This is a genomic window from Algorimicrobium algoritergicola (assembly GCF_008086165.1).
In the GTDB taxonomy this organism is placed as follows: Bacteria; Bacteroidota; Bacteroidia; order Flavobacteriales; family Flavobacteriaceae; genus Algorimicrobium; species Algorimicrobium algoritergicola.
In genome coordinates, this window is the sequence record NZ_VSKL01000001.1 from 825,977 (window position 1) to 851,937 (window position 25,961).

A 25,961-nucleotide genomic window follows, 5' to 3' on the forward strand; every position below is an offset into this window, starting at 1 on the left:
ATCTAAAATTGAAAATAAATAAATTCTTGTTCGGCACCACCAAACCAAATAATGGCCATAATAATCAGGTAATAAAAAGCAAATCGGATTGGTCGTTTCCAAGTGGCTCCAAATTTAGCAATAGCATACTGCTGTTCGCGTCCTTTCCATTCCATAATCATAAATATAGCAATCATGATTAATAGGAGTAATGCCGTTCGTCTTTCTTCAAATTCTGGCAGGCTAAAAACGGATGCTGATAGAATTTCCGAAATATATTGAATAGCATGAGTCATATTTTCAGCTCTAAAAAAGATCCATGCAAAAACGGTAAGTGCAAAAGTTCCCAGTATTAATAAAACCTCTTTTAGGGTTGGTAATGGTTTGCCTTGAGCAACAACGGTTATATAATTTCTATTGGAATTTGTTAGTAATAGTGGTAAAAAATAAGCAGCATGCAAGGCTCCCCAAACTATAAATGTCCAGTTTGCGCCATGCCAAAAACCGCTAACAAGAAATATGATAAAGACATTCCTAACTTTTTTAAATGTACCAACGCGACTTCCACCAAGCGGAATATATAAATAGTCTCTAAACCACGTGGATAAAGAAATGTGCCAGCGTCTCCAAAATTCTGCAATGTTTCTGGAAAAATAAGGAAAGGCAAAATTTTGTTTTAAATCGAAACCAAATAGGCGTGAGGTTCCAATAGCAATATCTGAATAGCCTGAAAAATCACCATAAATTTGAAAGGTGAAAAATAGAGCACCTAAAACTAATGTGCTTCCAGAGTAATCATCAGAATTATTGAAAATTAGATTGGCATAGGTTGCGCAATTATCTGCAATGACTATTTTTTTGAATAAACCCCAAAGAATTTGTCGTAAACCATCAACCGATTTGGAATAATTGAACTCCCGTTTATTTAAAAACTGCGGTAATAAATTGGTAGCACGTTCAATAGGTCCAGCTACTAATTGCGGAAAAAAGCTAACAAAAGCAGCAAATGCGACGAAGTTGGTTGTGGGTTGTAATTTTCGTTTGTATACATCAATACTATAACTTAATGTTTGAAAGGTATAGAAGCTGATTCCTACAGGTAAAATGATGTTTAAGGAGTTGGCTTGAATGTTGTTTCCGAAGAATGAGAACGTGGCTACAAAATTGTCTAAAAAGAAATTATAATATTTAAAAAATCCTAAAAAGCCAATATTCACCAGAATACTCGTCCATAAAAGTAGAAGTCGTTTTGTTTGGTGTTTTTCCTTATTCAAAGCTAGTCCAACCCCAAAATCTACCAGTGTGCTGAATAGAATTAATGATAAAAAGCGCCAATCCCATAAGCCATAAAAAAAGTAGCTGGCAACAACAATCAGTGCGTTTTGAAGCTTTAAGTTTTTATGAGTAACAAACCAATACAACCCAAAAATGATGGGTAGAAAAATGGCGAAATCAATGGAATTAAAAAGCATAGTATCTATCCTTTTTTTATGGGAAACTCTAAACTTGAATTTCCTGATTTCCTATTCATAATATGCAGCATGGTTTCCGTGTAAAATGGCAATTAATAGTTTAAAGATAATCGGAATCTTTAAACTAAATAAAATTTGATAGGAATTTCACTTTTAGTTTGAAGTGATTGTTTCTTCTTTCGGTAAATTTATGCTGTTAATAAAAGCATCTAATTCAGCTTTCGAGTCGGCATGAACCAAACTCATGTTAATAGAAAGCTCCTTCTGATCCGTTTTTATGATATAATCTCCAAATACTTTCTTCACATGAATAATATCTTTCAGCAGAATTTTTTTTCCAAAAAGCGAATTATTTTTAATGAAGTTATCAGTTATCGTTAAATATTGGTTTTTAAATTCCCAAAAGTATATACCCAAATAAATGACACCAAAAATAATGTAAAAGTAGTTTGACCAACGAAATTTACCTGCTTCCCAACTAGTAAAAATACCTAGTATAACCCAAATCGATCCGAAAAGCAAGTTGATGTAGAGTCTTTTATTCTTGTATTTAATAATTAACATATTTGGATTTACTGTGTAAATATCTATAATTTTAGTTCGTAGTATTCGTTTCCCAACACTTCAAAATGGTCTAAAAAGAACTCCAATTCAATCAAAGAATTTTTATCAATTAGATGCGATTTTATGGTCAATTCTTTCTGTTTGGTTTTTAGCATATAACCACCGACTAATTTTTCGATTTGAGAGATATCTTTTAGTAGTAACTTTTTAACGAAAAGGTTATTTTTTCTAATATACGTGTCGGTAATGTTTATATATTGATATGAAATATCCCAAATAAACTGTGCTAAATATAATGCTCCAGCAACAATAAAACCTAAATTATACCACCGAAACTCCGTATTCTCCCATATAATAAAAGTACCTAAAGTCAACCAAAAAACACCCAAGATCAAATGGATATAAAGCCTTTTTTTAGTATAATTTATGGTTAAATTTTTCATGAAGTCATACAACAATTAGTCCTTTTTACGATTATCAATAACCATAACCGGTTTTCTGCTCATGGCTGGAAACTGTAATTTTTGAATGACTTTCTTATCGTGAAATTCAATTTTAGGCGCCACACGTAATTTAGCTCTAAAGTGATCTTTAATATTCAAGAGAAGTTTCTCCGTTGGTGTATCTGTTGCTATTTTAATGCAGATTTCATCCGTACCAATGCTGTTGTGCGAAATTTCAATAACATAGCTCTGAACGGCATTAAAATCATTTAAAATATTATCCATAGCTGGTGGATATAAGGTGGTGCCTTTATACTTAATCATTTGCTTTTTACGTCCAACCACAGGACCTAATCGCATGGTTGTTCTGCCACAAGTACAAGCATCATGATGTGCTTGAACCATATCGCCCGTTTTAAAACGTAACAAGGGCATACCTTCAACGCCTAATGTGGAAATGGTTAACTCGCCCACTTGTCCAGCAGACACCGGGTTTTCAGCATCATCTAATATTTCAGCAATAATTAATTCCGGATGATGATGTCCACCTTGTTGCGCTTCACATTCGTTAAACGCCGTATTCATTTCGGTGGAAGCGTATGTGGAATACAGCTGAATATCCCATTCATCTGTTATTTTTTTTGATAATGCATTATGTGAAAAATCTAAATTCCGCAAAGGTTCACCAATACAAATGGCACCTTTTACGCCCGATTTGTTGATGTCAATATCATGCTGTTTGGCATATTCAATCAATTTTAATAAAAAGGAAGGGACTGCAATTAAATAGGTTGGTTTAAATTTGATAATCGAATCCCATTGTAATTCTGGGATTCCTGCACCAACACGAATAATGCCAGCTCCTAATTTTCTGGATCCTAAGAAGTAGGCCAATCCAGCCATAAAGCGTCTGTCCATAGTGGTCATGAGTTGCATAATGTCATTTTCCGTCACACCAGAACAGGCAAAAGATAAGGCTTCATTATAGGCTAAACGTTCTAAATCTTTTTCGGTTAAAGCAAAGGTTACAGGATCGCCTAAAGTTCCGGATGTGGTAACGTAATCAATAATTTGATTTTTAGGAACACACAAAAACTCATCATTATACGCTTGCAACTGGTCTTTGGAAGTGGTTGGTATTTTTGTTAAATCTTCCAAGGTTTTTATAGAAGAAATAGCAATGTTTTGCTTTTTAAAAACCTGCTGATAATAGCTTGAGTTATTTTGTAAATACCTCAAAAGTGTTTGAAGTTTTTCCTCTTGAAATAATTTTATGGCTTCAGCTGATGCTTTTTCTATATCTGGAATCATAAGTCAATTTGCCTCTTTTAGTTCTCAAATGTAATTAAAACGGGTAGTTTAATCTGTGTTTGCTTCAAGAATTTAATTAGAAATTTAAGCCTATTTCTAAAAGTCTAGTTTAATTTTCGGTGTATTTTCTTTATATAATCTGCAATAGCTTCTTGATCTGGAACAGTGGTAATTTCTTTTGTTTGTGCCTTTTCAAAAGCTTGTAAAGCTGCTGTGTAATATTGCTTTTCATAGTAATAGGTTCCAACTAAATAATAGGCTTCCCAAAAGTTTGGGTTCACAGCAATTAGTTCGTCCAGAACGTTTTGTTCTACATGATTGTCTGTTGAAATAGCTTTGGAAATCTCCCGACTCAAAACCCGATATTTTTCATAATCTAAATACGCTTGCGTGAATTGAAATGGATCCGCTTCAATAGATAAATTGCTATTATGAAATGATTTGGCAGCTGTTTCTGACGGCTGGTTCTTGAAAATAGTATTCAAATTATATGCTACAAATTCTCCTAATTGATATGGATTAGCCGATACCCAAACCAAGCCTTGTTCGGGTTTAAAAACCACACCATGATGGGCTAATAATTGGTTTAAGGCTTTTTCGTTTCCGTAGCCTATGGCTTTATTATCCAAACCAGCTGTATTTCTTAAAATAGACACCGCTTTTTCAACCGTTAGTTTAGACGTTTCTGAAAGTAATTCTTCCATACGTTCAAAACGATATTGCGAGTGACTTTCGGCAATTTGTTTCAAGTTGTTCTCATCGGTTGCATAGGCATCACTTTGAAAATGATTGGAACAAATTAATTGATTGGAATTTTCAACGTTATAAACGCCAAAATTGTTTGGCGACACCTCAATGGTAACCGCATGATTATCCTTGGCACTTCCTATAAATATAGATTCCGAAACAAATACTTGGCGTTTTTTAGCAATAGCAATGGCTTCATCTATCGTGCTGGCATATTGTAAAATTTCGCGCGTTAAAATAGAAATTGGTGTTTTGGCAATTAATGGTATATCTGATTTTCCAGCATTAATTGTCACGGTTAATCCTTGTTCGTTCATACCTGAAACCACACCCATCATGCCTGCCCAAGTAACTGACATAAAATTATAACCATTTGTAGGTTTTATGAAGGCAATGATTTTATTTTTTGCGAAATCGTCACCGGCATAAAAGTCGAAATTTCGACCTATAATAAGACTCCCATCTTCGGTTTTATCTCCCCAAGCGGCAAAAGATGAACAGCCAACAAGTGCCAAATCCTGTAAGGCGTGACCAATATCGTGGGCACTATGAAAATAGAGTAATCGCAGATAATCATCAGCCACATAATCATAGGTGTCACCTGCATATTTTGAAACCCCTAATATTTCACTTTTATACTCTTCAGGGACGTGCAAATACATTTTTCGGTTGTACCAAGCCAACACTTTACGTAATAGATATTGTTTGGTTTTGGATGGCACGAGCTCTTCTACTTTTCCTAAAAAGGCCGTTTCTTGTTTCGCCATTAATTCGCGACTTAAACTTCCTGTTTGCAAACCAATTTGATACGGATCTCCAGAAACATATAGTTCCCATTGCCCATATTTATTTTTGGTTAGCAGACCATTTTCTGTGGTAAATGTAGAATCGGAAATCTGGTTGCGTTCAGGAATGGTTTGGTTGTAGTTGGAAACATCTGGAATATCATGAAGCGACTTTTTTACACCACAAGAAGTGATAAGCAAAGTGAATACGAGTATGTTCCAATAGGTTTTCAGCATTAATTTTCTGTTTGATTTGCCGCAATAATTTTATCTAATAAATAGTCCTGACCTAATAATTCGGAGCAAGTAACAACACCGCTAATGGTAACGCCTAAGATGCCATGCATATTTAAACTTTGACCTGTAAATAGCAGATTATCTATTTTCGTTTTTGGTGAAATAAAAGACTGCATGGATTTGTCCACATCTTTGGTATAGCCATACATGGAACCACGATTTGATGCAATATAATCACGATACGAAAGTGGTGATGAGGTATAATATTCCGCAATACATTCGCGAATATTTGGAAATTTTTTCTCTATCTCGTCTATAATAATCTCCGCTTTTTCTTTTTTAAATGCTTCGTAAGTTTGGTCACGTTCATTTTTATGAGCAACCGTGTTAAATGTATCAGCCCAAGGTTCCACTTCCTCATAACGCATATAGGTCATAATGGTTATATTATCGCCATATATGTTGTTGTCTTTTTTGATTCCCATAGATAACATATAGCTTTCTGGCCACGTTTCTTGTGTGTAATGTTGGGCATTCCAAACGGCATCTTGTGTTTTAAAATGATAGTGATTCTTGTTGATATATTTAAAACTATCTGGTTTTAAAACAATATATAAACTGAAGGCTGAAATGGTACTTTCAATGCCTTCAATTCTGTTGGTGTATGATTTTCTAAAGTGTTCTTTGCCTACTAAATTTAGGGTTATTTTCGGTTCAATATTAGAAATAAACGTGCTGCCTTCTATCTTGTTTCCATTGACGCAAACGGCTGCTTTAATAAAACCATCCTCATAGACTAAATTTTCAACTTCATGATGTTTATAAACTTCACCACCATACTTTTTTAATTGTCTAATAAGCAATTTAGTTATTTGACTACCACCATTTATACAACGGTAAGCGCTTTGAATATAAGAATTCACAGATAATGAATGCACATAAAAGGGCGTTTTATAACCATCGCCTGCATACAAGAAATTTGAGCCAGCCAAAACAGCTTGTAAGCGTTTATTATTTGTTATGGATTCTAAAAATGATTTTACTTGAAGGTTGAATACACCATCAGCATACGGTCTTCCGGGTTTTAACCTGTAGAGTGGAAAGGCGTTGCAGGTTTCCTGAATTTGTTTGCAATAGGTATTTATAGCTTCTGATTCTTCTGGGAAGTAGGTAATTAATTGCGTTTTAAAATTGTCAAAACCTTGTGCATATGGATAGGCGTTTTCATCGTCATCAAAACTAATGATATCAAACCCATCTTCATCCATTTTTTTGAGAGATAAGCCATCCATAATTCCCAAATAATTGAAATACTGGTAGAGGTTTTCACCTTTCCCCAAACTACCAATATAATGGACACCTGTATCAAAAATAGATTTGTTTCTGGAGAAGGTTTGTAAGTTTCCACCAAACTGTTGATTTTTTTCCAAAACACATACGCTATAACCTTCTTTTGCCATAATAATAGCAGACACCAGACCGCCTAATCCGCTGCCTATAATAACAATGTCATAATGTGATTTTGGTTTCAAATTAGTGCTTAATTAAAAGAATTAAATTTTGTGTTTGATGGCTAATATGATAATTGTGTTTTTCAAATATAGCTAAATAGCGTTTTGTACTTTCAAAAAGAAGAACAACACATGCTGCATTTTGAGAACTTAATGATTCTAATTCCGTATTTGTTAACACTTCTGAATTAATAATGAGTGTATTGCTAGGCGTTTTAATGGCTTCTGAAATCGTTTCAGCACTATGAATTTTATAATGGTTATTAGGAATAAAACTATTTTTAACCAATTTACGGGATACAGAATTTTCTATAAAGCTGGTAATTTTTCTACTCGGACTATCCACAGCCAATAGAAAGTCTAATTGACCATGAGCATTTGAAATATGTGTAATACGTTCATCATCGTCCAAGGTATCCAATAAAAATTTGTAAATATCTTGATGTACACTCAAATCAGTTTTTATAGTTTGATACTGGTCGTGACCTTTATAGCGAAATTCCTCTAGTACCATATTATGAAAGTACGTTGCGTTTTCATGAGCGTTTCTAAAGGCTTTAAATTCCGATTTAAAATGGGCACTAATTTGTTTGGTACGTTCCCGATCTGTAATTCCGAAGCTGGTATCTTCAAAAGCAATACGCTTTACTATTTTTACGGATAAACGCCCACGTTTAATAACGAAATTCCCTTTTGGTAATATTTCCGAATTCCCATGAATAATAACAGGAACAATATCCAGTTTAAATTCATGGGCTAAATAAAATGCGCCTTTATGAAAACGTTTCATTTTATGCGAATAGGAACGCGTGCCTTCCGGAAAAGCCATAAGCGAATAGCCTTGATCCACTTTTTTCTGTAAATGAGATAGGCCATTTTCTATACCACTAGAAACTGGATAAAACCCAGCTAATTTAACGGCTTTACCAAAAAATGGTGAGTTGTAAACCCAATCATTTACTAAAAATATAATTTTTGGATTCAGCATGCCAATAGCCAAAATATCTAGGAAAGACGTATGGTTGGCAATAATGACGGCCTGCTTTTTAAAGGTTTCGTTGGTTGGGTTTATAACTTGGGTTTTAAAAAATGGATAGGAATCTAAAACCGATTTCATAAACTTGGACATCACGCGGTGAAACCAGCCCATTTTTTTCTTCATACTAACAGGAATCACTCTTAAAATTGTCATCCCGAAGATGGATAAAAATAAACCACCAAGACCATAATAGGTGAATGATATACTAGAAAAAATGAATAAAACAACAGGAGCAGGTCTGCTAGTTTTACTGCCAATAAAGAATTTAAAAAACAACGGTTGCAGCACAAACGAAATACATAAAGCGGAAATAATACCAATAATAGACACCATTGAAATACTAAAAAGTGCTGGATGTTTGGCGAAAACAAGCACGCCAACACCTAGAATAGTGGTAATTACAGACAAGATAATGGACGTTTTGTGGGTTGGTAAAACCCGTACGCCTGTTTTTAGCTCATGCAATAATCCGTTGGTGATAAAAATGCTGTAATCAATACCCAAGCCAAAAATAAATGTGGATATAATGATGTTGAAAATATTAAACTCAATACCTGTTAAACCCATAATACCAATGGTTGACAACCAGGTTAATGCAATTGGTAATGCAGTCACTAGTGTTAGCGACACGCTTCTGTAAAAAAGTAATAACAAGACTAAAACAACCAAAAGCGAATACCCAACTAACCGATTAAAATCATTTTTCAGTCCACCTAAAAAGGTTTCATTCATTTGCTTCCTATCAATCACCAAGGTTTGTGGTTGATCTTCAAAGGTTTTTTTTAAAGCTTCGGTTTGATTGTCTTCTAATTTAACTAATGATGTGACTGTCGAAAAACCATCAGTTTCGCCAATATAATCTTCAATAGAAACCGTTTTTAATGCCTTAAAATCGTCTAGATTTAAGGTGTTGAAATCAGCTTCCATCAAGTTGTAGAATTGCTGGAATGTGCTTGGTTTAAACCCAAGCGTTTCGCCACTAGAAATCAGTTCTTGTTTGGTGAAAGATACTGTTTCTGGCTGCCAGAAATTTCGCCAAGCTTCTACGTGATCCTGTTGCTGTTGTTGGCTTTGTACCAGGGCACCAATAGAACTAAAATTGATGATTTGATTGTCTTTTTTAAGCGCTTGCAGTTTTGAAAATACCGCATCATTGGCTGTAATAGCTTCTTCCGCATTAGAGCCGTAAGCCGCTAAATAAACTGATTTGGATTGAATATTGGTTAAGGCATCCAAGCGTTTTTGTGCTTGCAATAATTCCTCTGGTTCATAGTTTAATTGCGAAATATCATTGTTAAAACCTGCTTTGCTGTAGGTGAAAATACTCAACACAAATAGTGCGACTAATCCGCCAATAAGCCATTTGTTTTTATGAAATGGGTATTTGGCAGCTGTATCTAAAATTGTTTTCTTTTGAAGAGATTTTTCGTTAATTCGATACACTTGTGGAATAAAAATTAATGAAAATACCGAAGCACCTAAAACACTAATGGCGGCAAATATGCCTAAATCTTGAAGGGCTTGCGATTTTAAAAACAACAAACATAAAAACGCCATGGCAGTCGTTAAACTACTCATTAAAATAGGTTTTGTAATGTCTTGATACAATTCCTTAATATTGTTATTACTCCGAATATGGGTTAATATATGAAGGGCATAATCCAAAGTAATTCCTAATAAAACCGAGCCAATACCTAAAGAAATAGCAGATATATTCGTGCGGATTATAAACAGCATGGCTACCGCAAGCAAGGCACCAAAAGCGGTAGGTGTAAATAAAATAAGTGGAATGGATATTTTTTTATAAAACAGAATCAGTATTAAAAGTAAGACACTCATGGCAATACTCACCGTAATTTGAATGTCGCGTTTTATTTGTTGTGCATTAGCAACAGCAATTAAAGCACCTCCAAAATATTCACTGTTTACGGTGTTTTCGAAATCGTTGTTTAAATTATCGCGTAGCGTGTAGAGCTGTTCAGCAAAAAGGGCATTTTCAGATGTTTCACTGGATTTATGTTTGGGTGAAATAAACAATAATAAATGCTGCTTGTCCTTACTTAATAGAAAGCCATTTTCTAAAATAAACGCATCGCCAAAACTTAACTGCTGTAATTTTTTTAACGCAACAAAGGATAAACCTAAAGGATCGCGTAAAATAGTTTCTTTTGCAACAAAACCTGAAGGTGAAATTAATGTTTTGTAGTGTGCTTTGGTAATGGCTTGCAGACTGTCTGTATCCAATTTGCCTTGAATAGTTTGGTAATCTTCAGCTTCTAGAAAAAGTGGTAAATTTTCGTAAACAAAATCCAGTGTGGTTAAAACGGTTTCATCGGGAATTTGTCCTTGAATCTTCGTATAATATGGTTGTGAATGTTTTTCTAGACTGTCAATAAATTGGGAAGCATATTGGGTTAAATCTTGAACGGAAGCACCAGATTCACGCGTGATATTGACTATAATTTTATCAGCAAAATTAACTGTTTTTAAAACTTTTTGAGCATCTTCATTTTCGCTACTTGTAGGAATAAGTTTGGTTATATCTTCTTCAAAAGTAATGTTGCTAGCCAAGACTATGAGTCCAGAAACCACGATAAGTAATCCTAGAAAACTGATTAATTTTCTAGAAGCAATCCAGAGATGTATTTGATAAAAAAAGTTAGTCATGTTGTAAAACGCGTTTCTTCTTTTTAAATATGCTGAAGAAAAAATAGGCAGCAAAACCAAACAAAATGGCTCCAAGTGTTGCTAGAGCAAAACTTCCTACAATATACGTTTTAAGATGCTCTAAAACCTCAAAATTATCTAACAAATCTGTAAGAGAATAGGAAATGGGTTCTTGTAAAATAAATTGCCCTAATTCTAGGCTGGCAAAAATAATAAACGGAATAAATGGTGGCAAGCTGACATTGGAGAAAGCAAAAGCAATGGTTTTATTCAGTTTTAAAAACACAGCCAGTGCTAAAACAATAAGCGTATGAAATCCCCAAAGTGGCGAAAACCCAATAAAAACACCTAATGCAACTGAAAGTGCTTTCTTTTTTGGTGAATCATTACTGCCTAGAAAATCTTCAACAAAAAATCGTTTAAGGCCTTTTTTTTTAATATTTCGGAATAGTTGTCGTGGTTTGTAATAGATAAGTGTTAAAAAAACCAGCCATGTATTTAGGATGCTAATGCGTGTAAAATCTTGGAATGGCCTGAAATGTGAAACACGTTCGGTTTCGTCATAAAGCACTTGAATTGGCATGTTTTTAACCTCTGTATCTTTCCATGCTGATTTGACAATGACTTCAATTTCAAACTCAAATTTATTAGTGTAAAATTTTAGGTTTTTAATAACGTTCAAAGGATATAAACGAAATCCTGATTGGGTATCTTTCAGTTTAATGCCTGTTTCAAACCAAAACCAAAAGTTGGAAAACTTATTTCCAAAACTACTTTTTCCAGGCACACTTGCCTGTTTCATATTTCGAGAACCAATAATCAACACGTTCTTAGTGTCGTGTTGTTCCAGATCTGTTATGAAATGTGGAATATCACTCGGAAAATGCTGACCATCAGAATCAATTGTAATGGCAAACTCATAGCCTAAAGCAATAGCCGCTTTGAATGCGGTTCGTAATGCAATTCCTTTTCCCTTGTTTTTGGGGAAATGAATTTGTTGAATATTGGGATAGTCTTTTAGTATGTCTGCAGTGGAATCAGTTGACCCGTCGTTGACAATAATAATGTTGCTAGAGTAGGTCAAAACTCCGTCTACCACACGCTTTAAAGTATGCTGATTGTTATACGTTGGAATTAAAATACAAACGTTTAAATCGGTAATTTTTTGTGTGATACTTTGGTTTTGCACGTACTAAAAGCCTTTTGGAGTTAGTGACTGAAAAATACTGATTTTTAATGGACTATGATAATCTAGTCAGCAGGAACTAAAATTTTTGTCCAGGTTTTTTGCTTTGTTCTTTCAATAATTCTGTGTAATGTTTAAATGCATTTAAAATAGACTCTGCATGATCATGACCATCAACACTCATTACTAATTTTATTTTATCCCACTTATTTTTCTTTTCATACTTCAAAAATGGCACAAAAATATTTAGATATGCTTGATCCTTTTTTCTTTTATCAATGCTTTTATAAGCATAAACATTTTCAAAATCATAAAGCATGGAATTTATAGTTTTTGTACCCTTCTTATTCATGATAGATAATCTTAAATAGTCGCCTTCAAAAGATGCTTTAAAACTCTTTTTTAAATGACTGTTGTGTTCGTAACCGTATTTTTCAATGTTTTTAATTAAAAAAGCTTTTGTTTCTATCAGTGAAATATCACCAGAATTGCTGGGAGCAACTGAATGGAAGGTTTCTACTTTACCATTTTCAAAAGTAATTTTTGAAACATTAGATTTTTTTATATGGTAGGATGGTCCTGAAAGATTATCTGATTTTTTATAGGAGATTGTTTCAATGTGAATTTCCTCAACTTTAGAGGAAATCTCTTCGTTATTCGTTGTTAATATAATGTCTTGAGCAGACATGGAAATGGTAAAAAGGAAAAGTAGTAGGTAAGTAATTTTTTTCATATTTGGTTAAGTTAATTGGATGTTATGGTTTGTTTTTCTTCATCTGTAAAAACGGTAGATTGTAAAATAAAATCTTTAATATGGTTCTTTAAATTACTTGAAGAAATATAATGATATTGTTTCAATATAAACTGCTTATCGTCTTCTATAGCATCTTTATATTTTAAAATTTTAGGTGTATTTTCTTGAATGCCTAATCTTACAAATCGCGGCTCAATGTTATTGGGTTCGGTTTCAATGGCATATTCTAAATAACCAATTCCTTCTATAAAACCATCTTTTTTTTCTTTTAGCGTTTTTGCGCTTCTAGCTTTTAAAGCTATGGCAGCACCTTTATATGCTACTAAAGCCATGGCATCTGTTTTGGAAACTATTTGCATGGATTTATAAAAAGCATCTACAAGTTCCTGACTTTGAGCTGCTTCTTTATAAGATTGACGCACCTGATTAAGCTCCAACGTTTGTAGGTTAAAAAGGAGTAGGACAAAACTTATAAGTATGAATTTCATAGATGATTATATTACGTTGTATGACGTAGTCAATTTTAATGCCACAGTATCGTTAAACTTGGTAATGTTTTTAACGCGAAACCCTGTTTCGGTTTCATCAATATCCAGAGTAAGTTCTAAATCTGGTGTTTTATATGGATTAATAATCGCCATAAATTTCACATTACTGGCTGATTCCATAAAGAGTTTTTTTGAAAGGACTTCTTCCGAAAGCTCTTTAATAATCTGCATCATACAGACACCAGGCGTTACAGGATTCCCAGGAAAATGACCCTTAAAAACATCATGATCTTTATTGATAGTAATGTAAGCAATAGCCTTACCTTCAGTGGATTCTAGTGAGTTAACTTTATAAAAATCTTTTAGTAACATGGGTTTTATTAAAATTTAAATTTATAATAAACACTTAATTGAAAAACGGAATTCAGCTTATTATTGCCGTTATAATAAGATTCATTTGAATTCGTGTATTCTTGATTATAATAACTATCAGTATAGAAATGGTCTCTTACATCTACAAACCCCTGTTTGTAGCGAGCTTCCACACCTAAGCCCATTGGAAATTCATAACCAATACCTGCAAAAAAAGCAATATCTACTGGAATAATATCACCATTGGTGTTATCAGACACATTAATTTCTAAACTTGGTCCGACTAAAAAATGTAAACCAACATCTGGAATAAAAAAGAATTTATTTGAGATGGCTGCACCTATATAATGAATACTAACATTTTTTCCAGGAACTCGGTATGGTTGTCCAGCATAAATAATGTTTCTAGAAGTAAAATCATCTTGATTAAACCCTTGATTGGAATAGGATGCTTCTACTTGTAATTCGTAAATCTTTGGAAAATGGATGTTTAAAAACATAGCACCCTGAAAACCTACTTTTGTTGTAGAATATTCAATGTTAGTAACGGTTGCGGCATTAAGTCCAGCTTTAAAACCAGGACGAACTTTTACTTGTGAAAAGGCTATAAAACTAATAACTATGAATGTGATAGTAAGTAGATTTTTTTTCATGTTCGTTATTTTTAGTTGTTAAAGAACTTATAAGAAACACCAATTTGTATAACTGAATTTGTTCTTTTTTCAGGATTATTGGTATTCACAACATCAATAACACCTTTTTTGTATCTAGCTTCTACACCTAATCCAAAAGGGAAATCATATCCAATTCCTCCAGAAACACTGATATCTGATTCATAGGCTACGCTAGCGCCATAAGCACCACTGTAACTAGATGAATTACCACCTAATTCTACATCAAAACCAGGGGCTATAACCGCGTAAATTGGTAATCTATCTTTCAAAACATAAAACTTATTGGCAATTCTAATAGAAACATAGTCTAATTCGTAATCCTTCCCACCTTGTTGATTGTAGGTTATTTCAGGTTGCATAGCATAAACACCACCCAATTTTAATTCTCCAAAAATACCAGCATAAAAAGCTGTTCTTGAATCTAAATTAGTATTGGAAACGGAAGCCAAGTTTACACCAGCTCTAATACCAGGTTTGAATGTAACTTGAGAAAATGTAGATAAACTAATTGTAAGGAAGGCAAAAGCAAGTAATAGTTTTTTCATTGGTTAATTGATTTGAGGTTAATTTCTAGTTTAATATTATGGTGTTTAATAGTAATTTGGTTTGCAATATTATTACTTATATCTGTAAACAAAAAGTGAACTTTCTCTTTTCGATAGCCCGTTCGTATTATTTGATCTAAGTTCTCGGAAACGAAATAGAAGTGTTTTTTACCCAAAATAGCTGTTTGATAAATTTGAATCGTATCTTTTATAAAACTTTTAGAAACCAAATTTTGCTCTTGAACCAAAGCTTTAAAGTCGGTTTTTAAAAGATTTATTAGCAGTTTTTTGTTGAGTTCATCCAGAATATAATTGACCTTGAAATCGGTTTCGGTTATGGAGAAGTCGAATAATTTCGCACCCATTTCTGTTGTAAAAACGATTCGATGATTGCTGTCTTCAATCTTTTTAATAATTAATAAACCACCAAAACTATTGTCGTAAACCTGAATACTGGCCTTGTAAACATAGTCTTGATTGGCATCAGAGAAATATGGATTGGTTATAAATTGCTTCTTTACTTCCTGTTCTGTTAATTGGTTCTTCTTGGAATAAGATCCGCAGCTTACAATTAAAAAACAACAACTAATTATTAAATAACGCATCGGAAACCGGATTGTTTAATACTTTATTATTGAAAACAATTTTGGTGTAATCGCCAGATGGTTCAACCATTTTCACAATTTCAACATCGCCTTGTTCATTAAATGTTAACTGAAATACTTCAATAAATGAAGCCGATTTTTTGTCCTTTGGTTTAAAATAAACGAGGCTATTATTTCCAGATTTGAAGTATTCTATATGGAATTCTTCCGCATCAAACATATCACCTTTAATGCTTTTTATAATGAGACTATTCAGCTGTTTAAAAAGCTTGCTCGAACTCATGTCAATATCACTCTTTTTACCTTCATCATTAATATAAAGCTTGTCACCTTTAAAAATTACAGAATAAACAAAAGGTTCGGTATAGGACCATTTTACCAAGTTTGGCGCTTTAAAATGCAGATTGCCATTAGTAACAATATCATTAGATAAAAAATCCATGTGTTTGTACTGTGTAAACGCACTTGTAATAGTTTTCGTGGTTTTGGCTTGCTGTTTAACCAAGCTTTTTAAAGCATCTGCTTCTGCTGAATTCATGGGTTTTTGTGCCTGTAAATTCAGAACAAAAAAGAAACAAAGTATAGAAACATTACGCATAAGCTTGAGTATTGAATAAGGTATCAATCGTTACGGATTGAAAATTATTATCACGTAAAAATAACAATAACTGTTCCAAAACCCTAACAGATTTCTCGCTGGTGTCGTGTAATAGAATTACATCGCCAGATTTAAGGTTTTTTGTTGTACGTTTTAGAATCTGTTCTTCAGTTAAATTAGTCGTATCCAACGAGCGTTTGTTCCAACCAATAGTGGTTAAATTCAAATTTTGAACTGCACGACGAATTCGTGGATTGGTTACCCCAAAAGCCGGACGGTATAAGTTTGAGTTTAAACCGCTGTATTGCTTAATAATACTCTTCGTTTTTTCTAATTCTGCTTGTACCTTCTTCGTTTTAAAAAAGCCAAAAGTATTGGCATGTGAATAGGTATGATTCCCAATGGTATGACCTTCCGCTATAATTTGCTTAAAAAGGTCAGGGTGGTTTTCAATATGCTTTCCAATACAGAAAAATGTGGCTTTAGCTTGGTACGTGTTTAGAAGCGCTAAAACTTGAGGCGTAAATACAGGGTTTGGCCCATCATCAAAGGTGATGGCTATGTGGTTTTTAGGTGCGTTTTTATGCGCATTTAGAATTTTAATATGGTAGTTCCAACCAACCAATCCGGAACCCAAAGCTGTAAGTATAAACCATGTAAAAAAGAGTAAAACAAACCACCAGATACTTATGGGTTTTATTAGAAAAATAACTAATAAACCTATAAAAATAACACTAGTTGTTATAGTTACTGATCTAAAATTTAGCATTGACGAAGTAATGTGAAACTATGATTTTCTCCACGATACTGGTTGTATAAAAGTATGGTTTTATATTGAGAAGGTGTAATAGCATTCACCTGAAAGGCTTCAGGAACTATTTGTGTTTTTAAAATATGAGCTCCTAAAAGTAACCCAAACGCCGAAGCTGTATTAAATTCCCCTATCCAAGGTTTGTATGCTAATTGCGGAGTATTTTGAAAGTCACCTAGCGTTAATGCTTCGTAGTAAGAATCAAAATCAACATCACCATTATTACCCAAAACAAGGGCATCAATTTCTGATGGGTTTAGGTTGTTTGCTTGTAAAAATTCGCGTGCCTTTTCGGCTGCGGAATGCAATGGCAAGGTATTAAAGGTAAGTAAATCTTTAACGATGGCTAAAGAAGAATCTTGCTTTTTATTCGAAACCACAAAAAAGTTAGCACCTTCACTATAAATGGCACCTTTAGTTTTGGAGTCTAATATTTTTGAACTTTCAACAGGTGCTTCTTTTATATGTTTGATGAGTTTGTTAAGTGATACCGTATAATCGCCAATTTCATCAACACCACCAATTAAAATATGTTTAGCTTCATCTAATTCTAGCTGTAGTTTGGCATCCAATAGAGCAGACTCAAAGGAATTGCTACCATGCACATAGGTGAAATTATAGCCTTTACATTGAATTTCCAAAGCAATTTGTCCACCAACCGTATTATGTGTTGATTGAATAAAAGGTGTTGGTGTTAAGTACTGTTCGTTATCATCAATTATGGCACTTAAAAACTTTTCAGAGTCGCGTAAACAGCCCATTCCTGTTCCTGTAATAATGGCATCAACGTTATCTAGACTTGCTTTTTGTAAAGCTAATTTGGATGCTATAATACTCATTTTAATCCCTTTTGCCATGCGTCTAGCAGCGGCAGGCGGAATAAACTCTTTGTAATTCGGATTTATAGCAGGAAAAGTTGTGTCATTATAAGAAATGATTTCTTTTAGAAAATCAGCTTCATCTGTCGTATTTTGAGCAGAAACGGAACCAAAACTATTTATGTACACGTTTTTCATTAGGCTTCTTTTGAAAATATTACAGTTGAACAATTTCCTCCAAATCCAAACGAGTTAGACATAACCGTTTTAAGTGGTTTTTCTTTTAATGATAATTCAGGAGTTATTGAAAATTCCTGCATTTGCGTTTTAAAGTTCAAATTCGGAAAAATAATATTATTCTGAAGTGCCAAAATGGAATACACCGCTTCAATAGCACCAGCAGCAGCTAATGTATGTCCTGTATAGGCTTTTGTAGAACTGAATTCGGGCGTTTTATCACCGAAAACACGAATAATAGCACGGCCTTCAGATAAATCGTTATTACCAGTTGCTGTTCCGTGTGCATTAATATAATCAATATCCTCTGGCTTATAATTGGCAACTTCTAACGCTTTTTCCATAGCTAAAGTAGCACCATCACCATTTTCAGAAGATGCCGTTTGATGATAGGCATCATTGGCATTTCCATATCCTTTTACATAAGCCAAAACCGTTTTGTTTTCGGCCGCTACAACAGCATCTGATTCTAACACCAAATAAGCAGCAGCTTCACCTAAATTTAAGCCTTTACGGTTATCATCAAAAGGTGTGTTGTAGGTATCAGATAAAATCATGAGTGTTTTAAAACCGTTGATTGTAAATTTAGACATACAGTCTGAACCACCAACAACCACACGATCCAGTTTGCCAGCTTTTATTAAGCGTGCACCGAGCATAATGGCATTGGCAGCCGATGAACAAGCTGTACTGATTGTGGTTACCAAGCTTTCTTCAATACCCAATTGCTCGGCTATTTTTTGGGTAGAGTCGCCAGCATTATGACCAGCAATATATTTTTGTTTGCTTTTATCCTCTAAATACTGATAGTAGTATTTTTCAGTCATATCCATACCACCAACACTGGTAGCTGATATTAAACCAGTTTTATAAGCAGTCATGTCTGATATACCAGCATGTTTTACAGCTTCTTTGGCAGCAATAGCTCCTAAAAATGCGGTTCTGGAATAATTGTTTTCGGGTGGTAAATTTAAAAGGGATTCGAACTCTTGGTTGGTATAAGCAACTTCACCAACCATAATATCATTTTTATGAATGGTATCAATTTTAGAAACACGAGAAATGCCTTTCTTTTCAGTAATAAGCGCGTTATAATTTTCTGCAACATTGTTTCCAATGGCAGAAATTATTCCCATGCCTGTAATTGCAATACCTTGACTCATATAATTTTTAGCTTATGACTAAAATGTTATTTTGAACGGTTTTCCGTAATGTAAGCCGCCATGGTGTTTACCGATTCAAAAATATGACGACCTTCTTTTGGGTCTGTTAATTTAATACCATAGTTTTTGTCTAACATGACAATTAATTCTAATGCATCAATAGAATCTAAACCGAGTCCATCTCCGAAAAGCATATCGTCATCTCCAATATCTGCAATAGTCATATCTTCAAGATTTAACTGCTCAATAATGTTTTCTTTTAATTCTAGTTTTAGTGCCTCCATATTATGTATTGTATAAGGTTATTATCTGTTCTTTAGTATGTGCTATTTTTCCATTTTTTGCTACCAAATACAAAAATGCTTCGTAGTGGTTTTCATCAAAATTCACCCAACCGCAAAGCACTTGATCGGCTTTTTTCATATCCAATAAACTATTGGAGTAACTGGCTAGATGTTCAGCGTTTATGCTGTCAAAGATAAAAAAACTATTTTCAGAAAACAGCTTATATTTAATACTTATCTCACCAATACAAATGTTTGGTAATGTGTAAACAAATACGGCTGGACTTGGAAAATAATTACTAGTATTTTGAATGGCTTCCTGATGCATACGATCGGTATCCAAACTGGCTGCTTTATTGGAAAAAACGACAGCTATATTGTGTTCTTTTTCAGAATCTAAATTTTCGTTTTTAAGAAGGATATCAGCCGCTAAAAAAGCCAATTTACTTAAATTATCCATCTTAAAAAACTTGGGATATTTGGTGTCTAAAGCTTTGTAAGCATTTTTTATAAAATCGGGAAACAATTCTGAATTATCATGAAATACCTCATGCCCATTAAGTGAAACCTTTTGGTTCTTAATATGGCAATAGGATGTTATGTGATAATTAGTTGTCATAAATTATTTTTTCTTACAAGCAAAAATAGTGTGATATTCTCCAACGGCGCGATCTTCAATTAATTTTAAGCCAGCTTGGTCTATCAATTTCATTAACACGGTTGACGGGTACATTTTACTGTTTCCATTGGCCATAACGGTAAAGTAGAGTGATGTAGCTTCTAAAATAAATTTAGCATTATCAAAACGCTGTCTGTCTGTAAACGTTTCCATAATAAGAACTTCACCATCGTCATTTACAGCTGCTACGCATGCTTTTAATATTACGAGAATTTCATCTTCTGAAAAGCAATCTAAAAACTGACTCATCCAAATGGCATCAGCGCCAACTGGTAATTGCGGGTTTTCGGATAACCAATCTATTTCATGATGTGTTACACGATCTTTAAATCCTGCTAATTCTACGTTTTTTAATGCAATTTGTAATTGACCTGGTAAATCAATCATTTTAATAGAAACGGAATCCGAATACTTACTTCCACTAATGGCAAATTTTCCTGTATTTGCACCAACATCGTAAATCGTTTTTGGGTTATTTCTGAAAACAAATTCTAATGCTTCCTGAAATACTTCGTCAGAATAATGATGATCAAATTCAAACCAAGCCTTTTGAATATCAGGTCTTAAAACAGAAAGCCCTTGATAAATTGTTTCCCAATCACCTAATTCCTTTAATCCTGCTGGTTTCCCCGTTTCTATGGCTTCGGTTAAATGAAATAACCCTTTATAACACACATCTTGCGTAAAATTGATATTGACATCAACCGTTCTGTCATAAGCTAAAAAGTATCCTGTTGTGGTTAATTCAAAATGATTATGTTCATCCTTATTAACAATATTATAGCTTTCTGCAATTTCAAGAAGAACGCCAATACCATAATTGCTTATTTTTAGTTCTTTAGCAATATTTTCTAAAGAAATACCACCTTTTTTGCGATGTTGGAAAATAAGATCAAAGATTCCAAGTTTTCTTAAAGCTACAACGGCTTGAAATACAAATGGTGCAAATGCAATTTTTTCGGCTTCTTGAACAGCATCAATGGCTCTGATAGACTTTTTGGTCATAGTTTATTTAGTTGTTTTTTTAAAAATAACAGCCGTATTACAACCACCAAAACCAGATGCAGTTTTGAGAAACGTGTGTAATTTGTTGACTGTTTGCGTGCTTTTTATAATATTTAAGGATTGTGATACGCCTAAAGAATCAAACCCTTTAGAGGCATATAAAATATTGTTCTTAAGGCTGTGCATCCCAACAATAGTTTCCAGAAGACCTGAAGCACCAAGGGTATGACCAAAATAGCCTTTTAAACTATTTACTGGAACGTGTTGTAAATTGGATCTATTGAACGCTATAGCCTCCATTTCGTCATTGAATTGTGTGGCAGTTCCGTGAGCCGAAATATAATCGATTTCAGACGGTTTTAATCCAGATTGTAATAAGGCCGATTCTATACTTCGGTGTAAACCTTCACCAGTTCGTGATGGTCCAGAAATATGATTGGCATCGTTACATGAACTTTCCCCTAAAATTTCAACAGCTTCTTCTACTAAATTTGTATCATCTTTTGTTACTAAAACAGCTGCTGAAACCTCTCCGATATTGATTCCTGTTCTATTAGCGTCGTAAGGTTTACAAGGTTCACTACTTAAAGCTTGAAACGAGTTGAAACCTGATAAAATAAATTGACTTACCACATCACCACTTACAATAAAAACGTGATCGTAGGTATTTTGTAATATATAGCGTTTGGCAATAGCAACGGCTAAAATACCTGATACGCAAGCATTGGACACAACAATGGCATCATTTTTAAAGTGGAAAAAATTGCGAATTGTGCTTCCTAATGTATGTAAATATGCGCGTTCGGGAGGAAATGGATTGTTTGAATCCAAGGCATCAATATTACCTTTTGTGGTAGAAATGATGAGACCTACACGATCAGTTAACTCAATTTTAGAATCAGCAATAACCGCATGTAATGATGTAAGCATCATTTTTTCTAATCTGGTAAAGTCTGATTTTGGGCCCAGTTTTTGAAATTCAGTTTCCAAAACTTCAGAATCTATTAATGCGGAATAAAAAGGATTTGGTAAAATTGCCGGATCATGAATACGTTGTAAACCCGATGTTTCGTTGTGAATATTTTCCACAACCGTTTTGCTAGTAAAACCTAAAGCAGAAATAATAGTATTATATGAAACATACACTTTAGCCATCCAATAATCCTACTTGTTGCTTCCATGCTGTAAAAAACGGCGGAATGTTTAATGATAAGTCGCCTTCACCAATTTTATCGACAAAAACTTGTGTGGTTTCACCTGTACAAACCAACTGATTGTGCTGATTGTATATTTCATAACGAAATACCATTTTGGCAGCTGGACTGTCTATGTAAATTGTTTTAACAGTTGCTATATCGCCATAACGTAACGGTAATTTATGATCTGTACTTGATTTGACAATTGGTGTGGCAAAGCCATATTCTTTCTGGTCTAAATATGAAATACCATGGGCGCGCCCAAAAGCTTCCCGACCATCCTCAAAATATTGAATATAATTACCATGCCATACAATCCCTAACGGATCGGTTTCAACAAAACGTACTCGAACCTCACTGGTATGAACAATTTCTTTTTGTTTAGACGGCATTCTTTTTTTCATTATAAATAATTGCAATTATAGTTGTTGCTAAAAAAAACAGGAGCAACAGGCTGATTTCTGGTAAAATATCAAGAAAAGAACCATTGCGTAAAAATACGTCGTAAAATGCATTTAAGCCCCAATTCATTGGTGAAATATGCGATAAAGTTTGCATAACTTTTGGCATAACAAAAACGGGAACCCAAACACCACCAAGAGCAGCTAGTATAACCACGAAGGTTGCACCAAAAGGGGCTGATTGTTCTTGTGTTTTAGCAATTGTTCCTAATAGCAATCCTAATCCAATAGCTGCCAATCCAGCAAATGTAGCTACTACAAACAGTAACGGGATTCTGCCAGAAACATCTAGTGTTGGCAAACCAATAGCTGGGAATAGGAAAACGCCAATTAGGAGCATCAATATAAATTGAATAAGGCAAACCACTAAATAAACAAGTGTTTTTCCTCCTAAAACTGTTGCGTATGAAACTGGATTAGTCCGTAAGCGCACAAACGTACCTTGACTCTTTTCCTTAACAATATTAATGGATAGTGGTACAATGATAAAAAAGATGGCAAAAAGTGTCCAAGCAGGCACATTGTGCTGCACCGAGTTCGGTATCATTTCCTTATCGTTATCTGTGGGTAATACTTCTTTAAACGTTATAAAGGTGTCGGTTTCAAAAATAACGTCGTTTGGATCGTCCGAAATTTGCTCTTGAAAGGCTTTATAAATGGATTGCGTTTCAATTTTTGAAATCATTTTATCAATGCCATTTTTAACGGAACTTTTAAAAGTCAGTTGCGTAGCTGGATCAAAGTATAATGTAACTTGTTTGCTTTCAATTTCAGGAACTTCCATGGTTTCGGAAGTTTCTTCTAAACCAAATTTGGCAATAATACCATCGACATTTTGGGTTACTTTTTGTGATAGACTTGCTGACAAGTCTTTGGGAATAACTATGGCTAATTGGTACTTTCCTTTGAAAACTAAATCACGTGCTGTGTTTTCATCCGTTTCAGTAATGACTTGGAATGATCCGGATTCATTCAGACCTTTTAGTATAATTTCAGAAACGTTCCCTTGATCATTATCTACGACTAGAATGGGGATTTGTGTGTCGGTTACCGATTTAAACGTACTGTCCTGAATAAGTGTTATGGTTATGATTAGTATCAAAGGCATAACAAAAAGTATAGCAATACCACCAAAATCTCTGGTAAGCAATAAAAATTCCTTGTATGTAGAAGCCCAAAGTTTATGCATGATCTCGTAAGGCTTTTCCAGTTATATTTATAAAAACATCTTCTAGGTTATGTGCACCTGGATGTTGTGTAATGAGTTCTTGAGGTTTTCCTTTTACTACCAATTTACCGTGATCAATAATGGCAACACGCGAACAAAATGTTTCTGCTTCATTCAAGTGATGCGACGTATAAATAATGGTAGTTCCATTTTTATTGAGATCCTTTAAGAAGGCGATAATTACGTTTTTTGATTGCACATCAACACCAACGGTTGGTTCATCTAAAAACAAGACTTTTGGGTTGTGAAGCACACTACCAATTAAATTGATACGTCGTTTCATGCCACCCGAAAAGGTGTCTATTTTTTTATGAGCAAATGCTAGTAAACCCAAATGCTCTAAAGCCGAATTAATTTTGGTATCTAGACTTTTTCCTTTTAAACCATACATGCTTCCAAAGTATTTTAGGTTTTCAAAAGCGGTAAGTGAAGGATATAAGGCATATTCTTGAGGCACAATACCGATAATTTGCTTGAGCTGATTTTTATTTTTTTGATAGGTAAGTCCTGCAATTGAAAAACTACCAGATGTTGGTTTTATAAGCGAACACAAAATGGAGATTAAAGTCGTTTTACCGGCGCCATTTGGCCCTAATAAGCCAAAAATTTCTTTTTCAGCAATGGTCAAGTCGAAATTAGACACCGAAAAATTATCGGCACCTTTATACTTTTTGGATATTTGCTGAATATCTATCACTTATTTAATGGCTTTTTTTAATTTCTTAAAGAACGCTTCTTCTTTATCTGCAATGTTTTCTAGTTGAGTAGCGACATTGTTGTAAGCATCCTCTTTAGCACTTCTATTTTTATAAATACGGGATGCATCCAAAGCAAAATCGCGCCATAAATCACCAATAACGGTCATTTCTTTTGATAAATCGGCTAATTTAGGATTATTTAAAATCCCACTGGATTCTTGTAAAAAAGCGGCAAAAATATAACGAAATCCGCCACCACCTGTTCCAATTTCTTCTTGCATGCGGACTACTTGTCCTAAATAATGATTGGCAACCTTAACACCTTTCTTTTTAGGCCATTTGCGGATTAATTTGGCTACATGGCGAATACCTTTCACGCCTAAAACTGGCATAGGAGCCAACATATCACGACAGGTATGTTTAATTCCTTTTATAATGGCTTTTTCAATGTCTAATTTTTCAGGAAATGCAATTGGATAGTACATGTGACCTTTTGGCGCAAAAGGACCTTTAGCAAAACGGACTTTTTCAAGTTCATTTTCTGTTAAAGTTGTTACGGTTTCCATAACGGGATCACTAACCAAATACCTGTCCTGTTCTTTGCCGTAAACAATTAAGTTGTGTGCATTAAAATGAAAGCGGTATTCATCAGGAAAATAAACCAAATTATACACACCAACTTGCAAACCAACTGGGTTATTATTTTCTAAATTCTGATCTAATCGCGCTTTAGCATCTTGCGGATTTTTAAACTTTTCACGTTTAATTTCAATACCCACACGTTTAGCAAAGCGCTTAAATATAAAACCAGGCATGGCTCTGTAGGTTAAAGCTGGTGCATGATTCACTTTTAAAAATGGAATATAGCAATAGAGCAAACCTGAACCAATACCGAATGCTAATGGTTCACTGATTTGGAAGCCATGATGCTTCATTAAATTGGAAATCACACCGTTTTCACAATGAGCTGTTTGATGATGTGTAAAATTAATTTCCATGTTTGGTAATATCTTTTAATTGTTCCATAGAAACATCAAATGTATCGGCATACTTTTGAAGTGTTTTTTCTGAAAGTTTATTGAAAACAGTTGGTTTAAAATGACGTTTTATTCGCCAAGACCACATACCAACATAACTAGCTAAAATAGATAGATCCATTTTATGGAACTCCATATAATATTCAATAGGACTCGTTTCTTTTTTTAACACGCGATTTTTAGCATCGGCAATGCGTGCATTAATTTCTTCGATAGCTTGATTTAATGCAATGGTTTTTGGATCCCAACCGGAACTATTAACGGTTGTATAGTTGCCATCCTCATCAACGGCATAGCATAATTCTTTAAGCTTGGCGGTTTCTAAATTACTGGTGTCTTGTGGAACTTCGTCTTTTTTCATGCAGAA

27 protein-coding genes are annotated in these 25,961 nt (G+C 34.1%); all 27 read right to left on the reverse strand.

Features of this window, described 5'->3' with window-relative positions; translation table 11 throughout:
* Nucleotides 1–2: 2 nt before the first annotated feature.
* The gene (locus ES675_RS03880) at nt 3–1,451 is read right to left on the reverse strand and encodes an MBOAT family O-acyltransferase (protein WP_066247402.1); all 1,449 of its coding nucleotides are present in this window, start codon (nt 1,449–1,451) and stop codon (nt 3–5) included.
* A 153-nt stretch (nt 1,452–1,604) separates the two neighbouring features.
* On the reverse strand, nt 1,605–2,015 hold the full coding sequence (locus ES675_RS03885) for a hypothetical protein (protein WP_066247407.1): 411 nt from the start codon (nt 2,013–2,015) through the stop codon (nt 1,605–1,607).
* Nucleotides 2,016–2,038: 23 nt separating this feature from the next.
* The gene (locus ES675_RS03890) at nt 2,039–2,458 is read right to left on the reverse strand and encodes a hypothetical protein (protein ID WP_066247414.1); all 420 of its coding nucleotides are present in this window, start codon (nt 2,456–2,458) and stop codon (nt 2,039–2,041) included.
* Nucleotides 2,459–2,473: 15 nt separating this feature from the next.
* The gene (locus ES675_RS03895) at nt 2,474–3,769 is read right to left on the reverse strand and encodes a phenylacetate--CoA ligase family protein (RefSeq protein WP_066247417.1); all 1,296 of its coding nucleotides are present in this window, start codon (nt 3,767–3,769) and stop codon (nt 2,474–2,476) included.
* A gap of 104 nt (nt 3,770–3,873) precedes the next feature.
* Nucleotides 3,874–5,538, reverse strand: a complete 1,665-nt coding sequence (locus ES675_RS03900) for a C45 family peptidase (protein ID WP_066247419.1) — start codon at nt 5,536–5,538, stop codon at nt 3,874–3,876.
* Entirely contained in the window at nt 5,538–7,070 is a 1,533-nt protein-coding gene (locus tag ES675_RS03905) for a phytoene desaturase family protein (RefSeq protein WP_066247422.1), read from the reverse strand. The genes ES675_RS03900 and ES675_RS03905 overlap by 1 nt, the downstream gene beginning before the upstream one ends.
* A gap of 1 nt (nt 7,071) precedes the next feature.
* Nucleotides 7,072–10,755: a 1-acyl-sn-glycerol-3-phosphate acyltransferase gene (locus ES675_RS03910; protein WP_066247427.1), complete on the reverse strand. Its 3,684-nt coding sequence runs from the start codon at nt 10,753–10,755 to the stop codon at nt 7,072–7,074.
* Nucleotides 10,748–11,944, reverse strand: coding sequence for a DUF2062 domain-containing protein (locus tag ES675_RS03915; protein WP_148367262.1), 1,197 nt, complete (start codon nt 11,942–11,944; stop codon nt 10,748–10,750). Before ES675_RS03915 ends, ES675_RS03910 begins: the two co-directional genes overlap by 8 nt.
* Before the next feature lie 76 nt (nt 11,945–12,020).
* Nucleotides 12,021–12,674: a hypothetical protein gene (locus tag ES675_RS03920; RefSeq protein ID WP_148367263.1), complete on the reverse strand. Its 654-nt coding sequence runs from the start codon at nt 12,672–12,674 to the stop codon at nt 12,021–12,023.
* Nucleotides 12,675–12,685: 11 nt separating this feature from the next.
* Nucleotides 12,686–13,183, reverse strand: coding sequence for a hypothetical protein (locus ES675_RS03925; protein ID WP_066247436.1), 498 nt, complete (start codon nt 13,181–13,183; stop codon nt 12,686–12,688).
* A gap of 6 nt (nt 13,184–13,189) precedes the next feature.
* Complete coding sequence (locus ES675_RS03930) at nt 13,190–13,555, reverse strand: 3-hydroxyacyl-ACP dehydratase (RefSeq protein ID WP_066247439.1); 366 nt, start codon at nt 13,553–13,555, stop codon at nt 13,190–13,192.
* An 8-nt stretch (nt 13,556–13,563) separates the two neighbouring features.
* On the reverse strand, nt 13,564–14,208 hold the full coding sequence (locus ES675_RS03935) for an outer membrane beta-barrel protein (protein WP_066247443.1): 645 nt from the start codon (nt 14,206–14,208) through the stop codon (nt 13,564–13,566).
* A gap of 11 nt (nt 14,209–14,219) precedes the next feature.
* Entirely contained in the window at nt 14,220–14,774 is a 555-nt protein-coding gene (locus ES675_RS03940; RefSeq protein ID WP_066247444.1) for an outer membrane beta-barrel protein, read from the reverse strand.
* The gene (locus ES675_RS03945) at nt 14,771–15,379 is read right to left on the reverse strand and encodes a hypothetical protein (RefSeq protein WP_066247447.1); all 609 of its coding nucleotides are present in this window, start codon (nt 15,377–15,379) and stop codon (nt 14,771–14,773) included. Before ES675_RS03945 ends, ES675_RS03940 begins: the two co-directional genes overlap by 4 nt.
* Nucleotides 15,360–15,917, reverse strand: a complete 558-nt coding sequence (locus tag ES675_RS03950) for a LolA family protein (protein WP_082985828.1) — start codon at nt 15,915–15,917, stop codon at nt 15,360–15,362. The genes ES675_RS03945 and ES675_RS03950 overlap by 20 nt, the downstream gene beginning before the upstream one ends.
* 52 nt (nt 15,918–15,969) lie before the next feature.
* Nucleotides 15,970–16,746 carry a polysaccharide deacetylase family protein gene (locus ES675_RS03955; protein ID WP_066247454.1) on the reverse strand — a complete coding sequence of 259 codons (777 nt, stop codon included), beginning with the start codon at nt 16,744–16,746 and terminating at the stop codon, nt 15,970–15,972.
* Nucleotides 16,740–17,804 (reverse strand): beta-ketoacyl synthase chain length factor, encoded by a 1,065-nt coding sequence (locus ES675_RS03960; protein ID WP_066247457.1) that lies wholly within the window; start codon nt 17,802–17,804, stop codon nt 16,740–16,742. Before ES675_RS03960 ends, ES675_RS03955 begins: the two co-directional genes overlap by 7 nt.
* A complete protein-coding gene (locus tag ES675_RS03965; RefSeq protein WP_066247459.1) occupies nt 17,804–19,006 on the reverse strand; it encodes a beta-ketoacyl-[acyl-carrier-protein] synthase family protein in 1,203 nt (400 codons plus the stop codon). The genes ES675_RS03960 and ES675_RS03965 overlap by 1 nt, the downstream gene beginning before the upstream one ends.
* Nucleotides 19,007–19,032: 26 nt before the next feature.
* On the reverse strand, nt 19,033–19,290 hold the full coding sequence (locus ES675_RS03970; protein ID WP_066247462.1) for a phosphopantetheine-binding protein: 258 nt from the start codon (nt 19,288–19,290) through the stop codon (nt 19,033–19,035).
* 1 nt (nt 19,291) lies between these two features.
* Nucleotides 19,292–19,909: a 3-oxoacyl-ACP synthase gene (locus ES675_RS03975; protein ID WP_066247465.1), complete on the reverse strand. Its 618-nt coding sequence runs from the start codon at nt 19,907–19,909 to the stop codon at nt 19,292–19,294.
* Between the two features lie 3 nt (nt 19,910–19,912).
* A complete protein-coding gene (locus tag ES675_RS03980) occupies nt 19,913–20,974 on the reverse strand; it encodes a methyltransferase (protein ID WP_066247468.1) in 1,062 nt (353 codons plus the stop codon).
* Between the two features lie 3 nt (nt 20,975–20,977).
* Complete coding sequence (locus tag ES675_RS03985; RefSeq protein WP_066247473.1) at nt 20,978–22,129, reverse strand: beta-ketoacyl-[acyl-carrier-protein] synthase family protein; 1,152 nt, start codon at nt 22,127–22,129, stop codon at nt 20,978–20,980.
* Nucleotides 22,122–22,574, reverse strand: a complete 453-nt coding sequence (locus tag ES675_RS03990; RefSeq protein ID WP_066247477.1) for an acyl-CoA thioesterase — start codon at nt 22,572–22,574, stop codon at nt 22,122–22,124. The genes ES675_RS03985 and ES675_RS03990 overlap by 8 nt, the downstream gene beginning before the upstream one ends.
* Nucleotides 22,552–23,820, reverse strand: a complete 1,269-nt coding sequence (locus ES675_RS03995) for an ABC transporter permease (protein WP_066247482.1) — start codon at nt 23,818–23,820, stop codon at nt 22,552–22,554. Before ES675_RS03995 ends, ES675_RS03990 begins: the two co-directional genes overlap by 23 nt.
* Entirely contained in the window at nt 23,813–24,556 is a 744-nt protein-coding gene (locus ES675_RS04000; RefSeq protein ID WP_066247485.1) for an ABC transporter ATP-binding protein, read from the reverse strand. Before ES675_RS04000 ends, ES675_RS03995 begins: the two co-directional genes overlap by 8 nt.
* On the reverse strand, nt 24,557–25,555 hold the full coding sequence (locus ES675_RS04005; protein WP_066247490.1) for a BtrH N-terminal domain-containing protein: 999 nt from the start codon (nt 25,553–25,555) through the stop codon (nt 24,557–24,559).
* Nucleotides 25,545–25,955, reverse strand: coding sequence for a hypothetical protein (locus ES675_RS04010; RefSeq protein ID WP_066247492.1), 411 nt, complete (start codon nt 25,953–25,955; stop codon nt 25,545–25,547). Before ES675_RS04010 ends, ES675_RS04005 begins: the two co-directional genes overlap by 11 nt.
* Between the last annotated feature and the right edge of the window lie 6 nt (nt 25,956–25,961).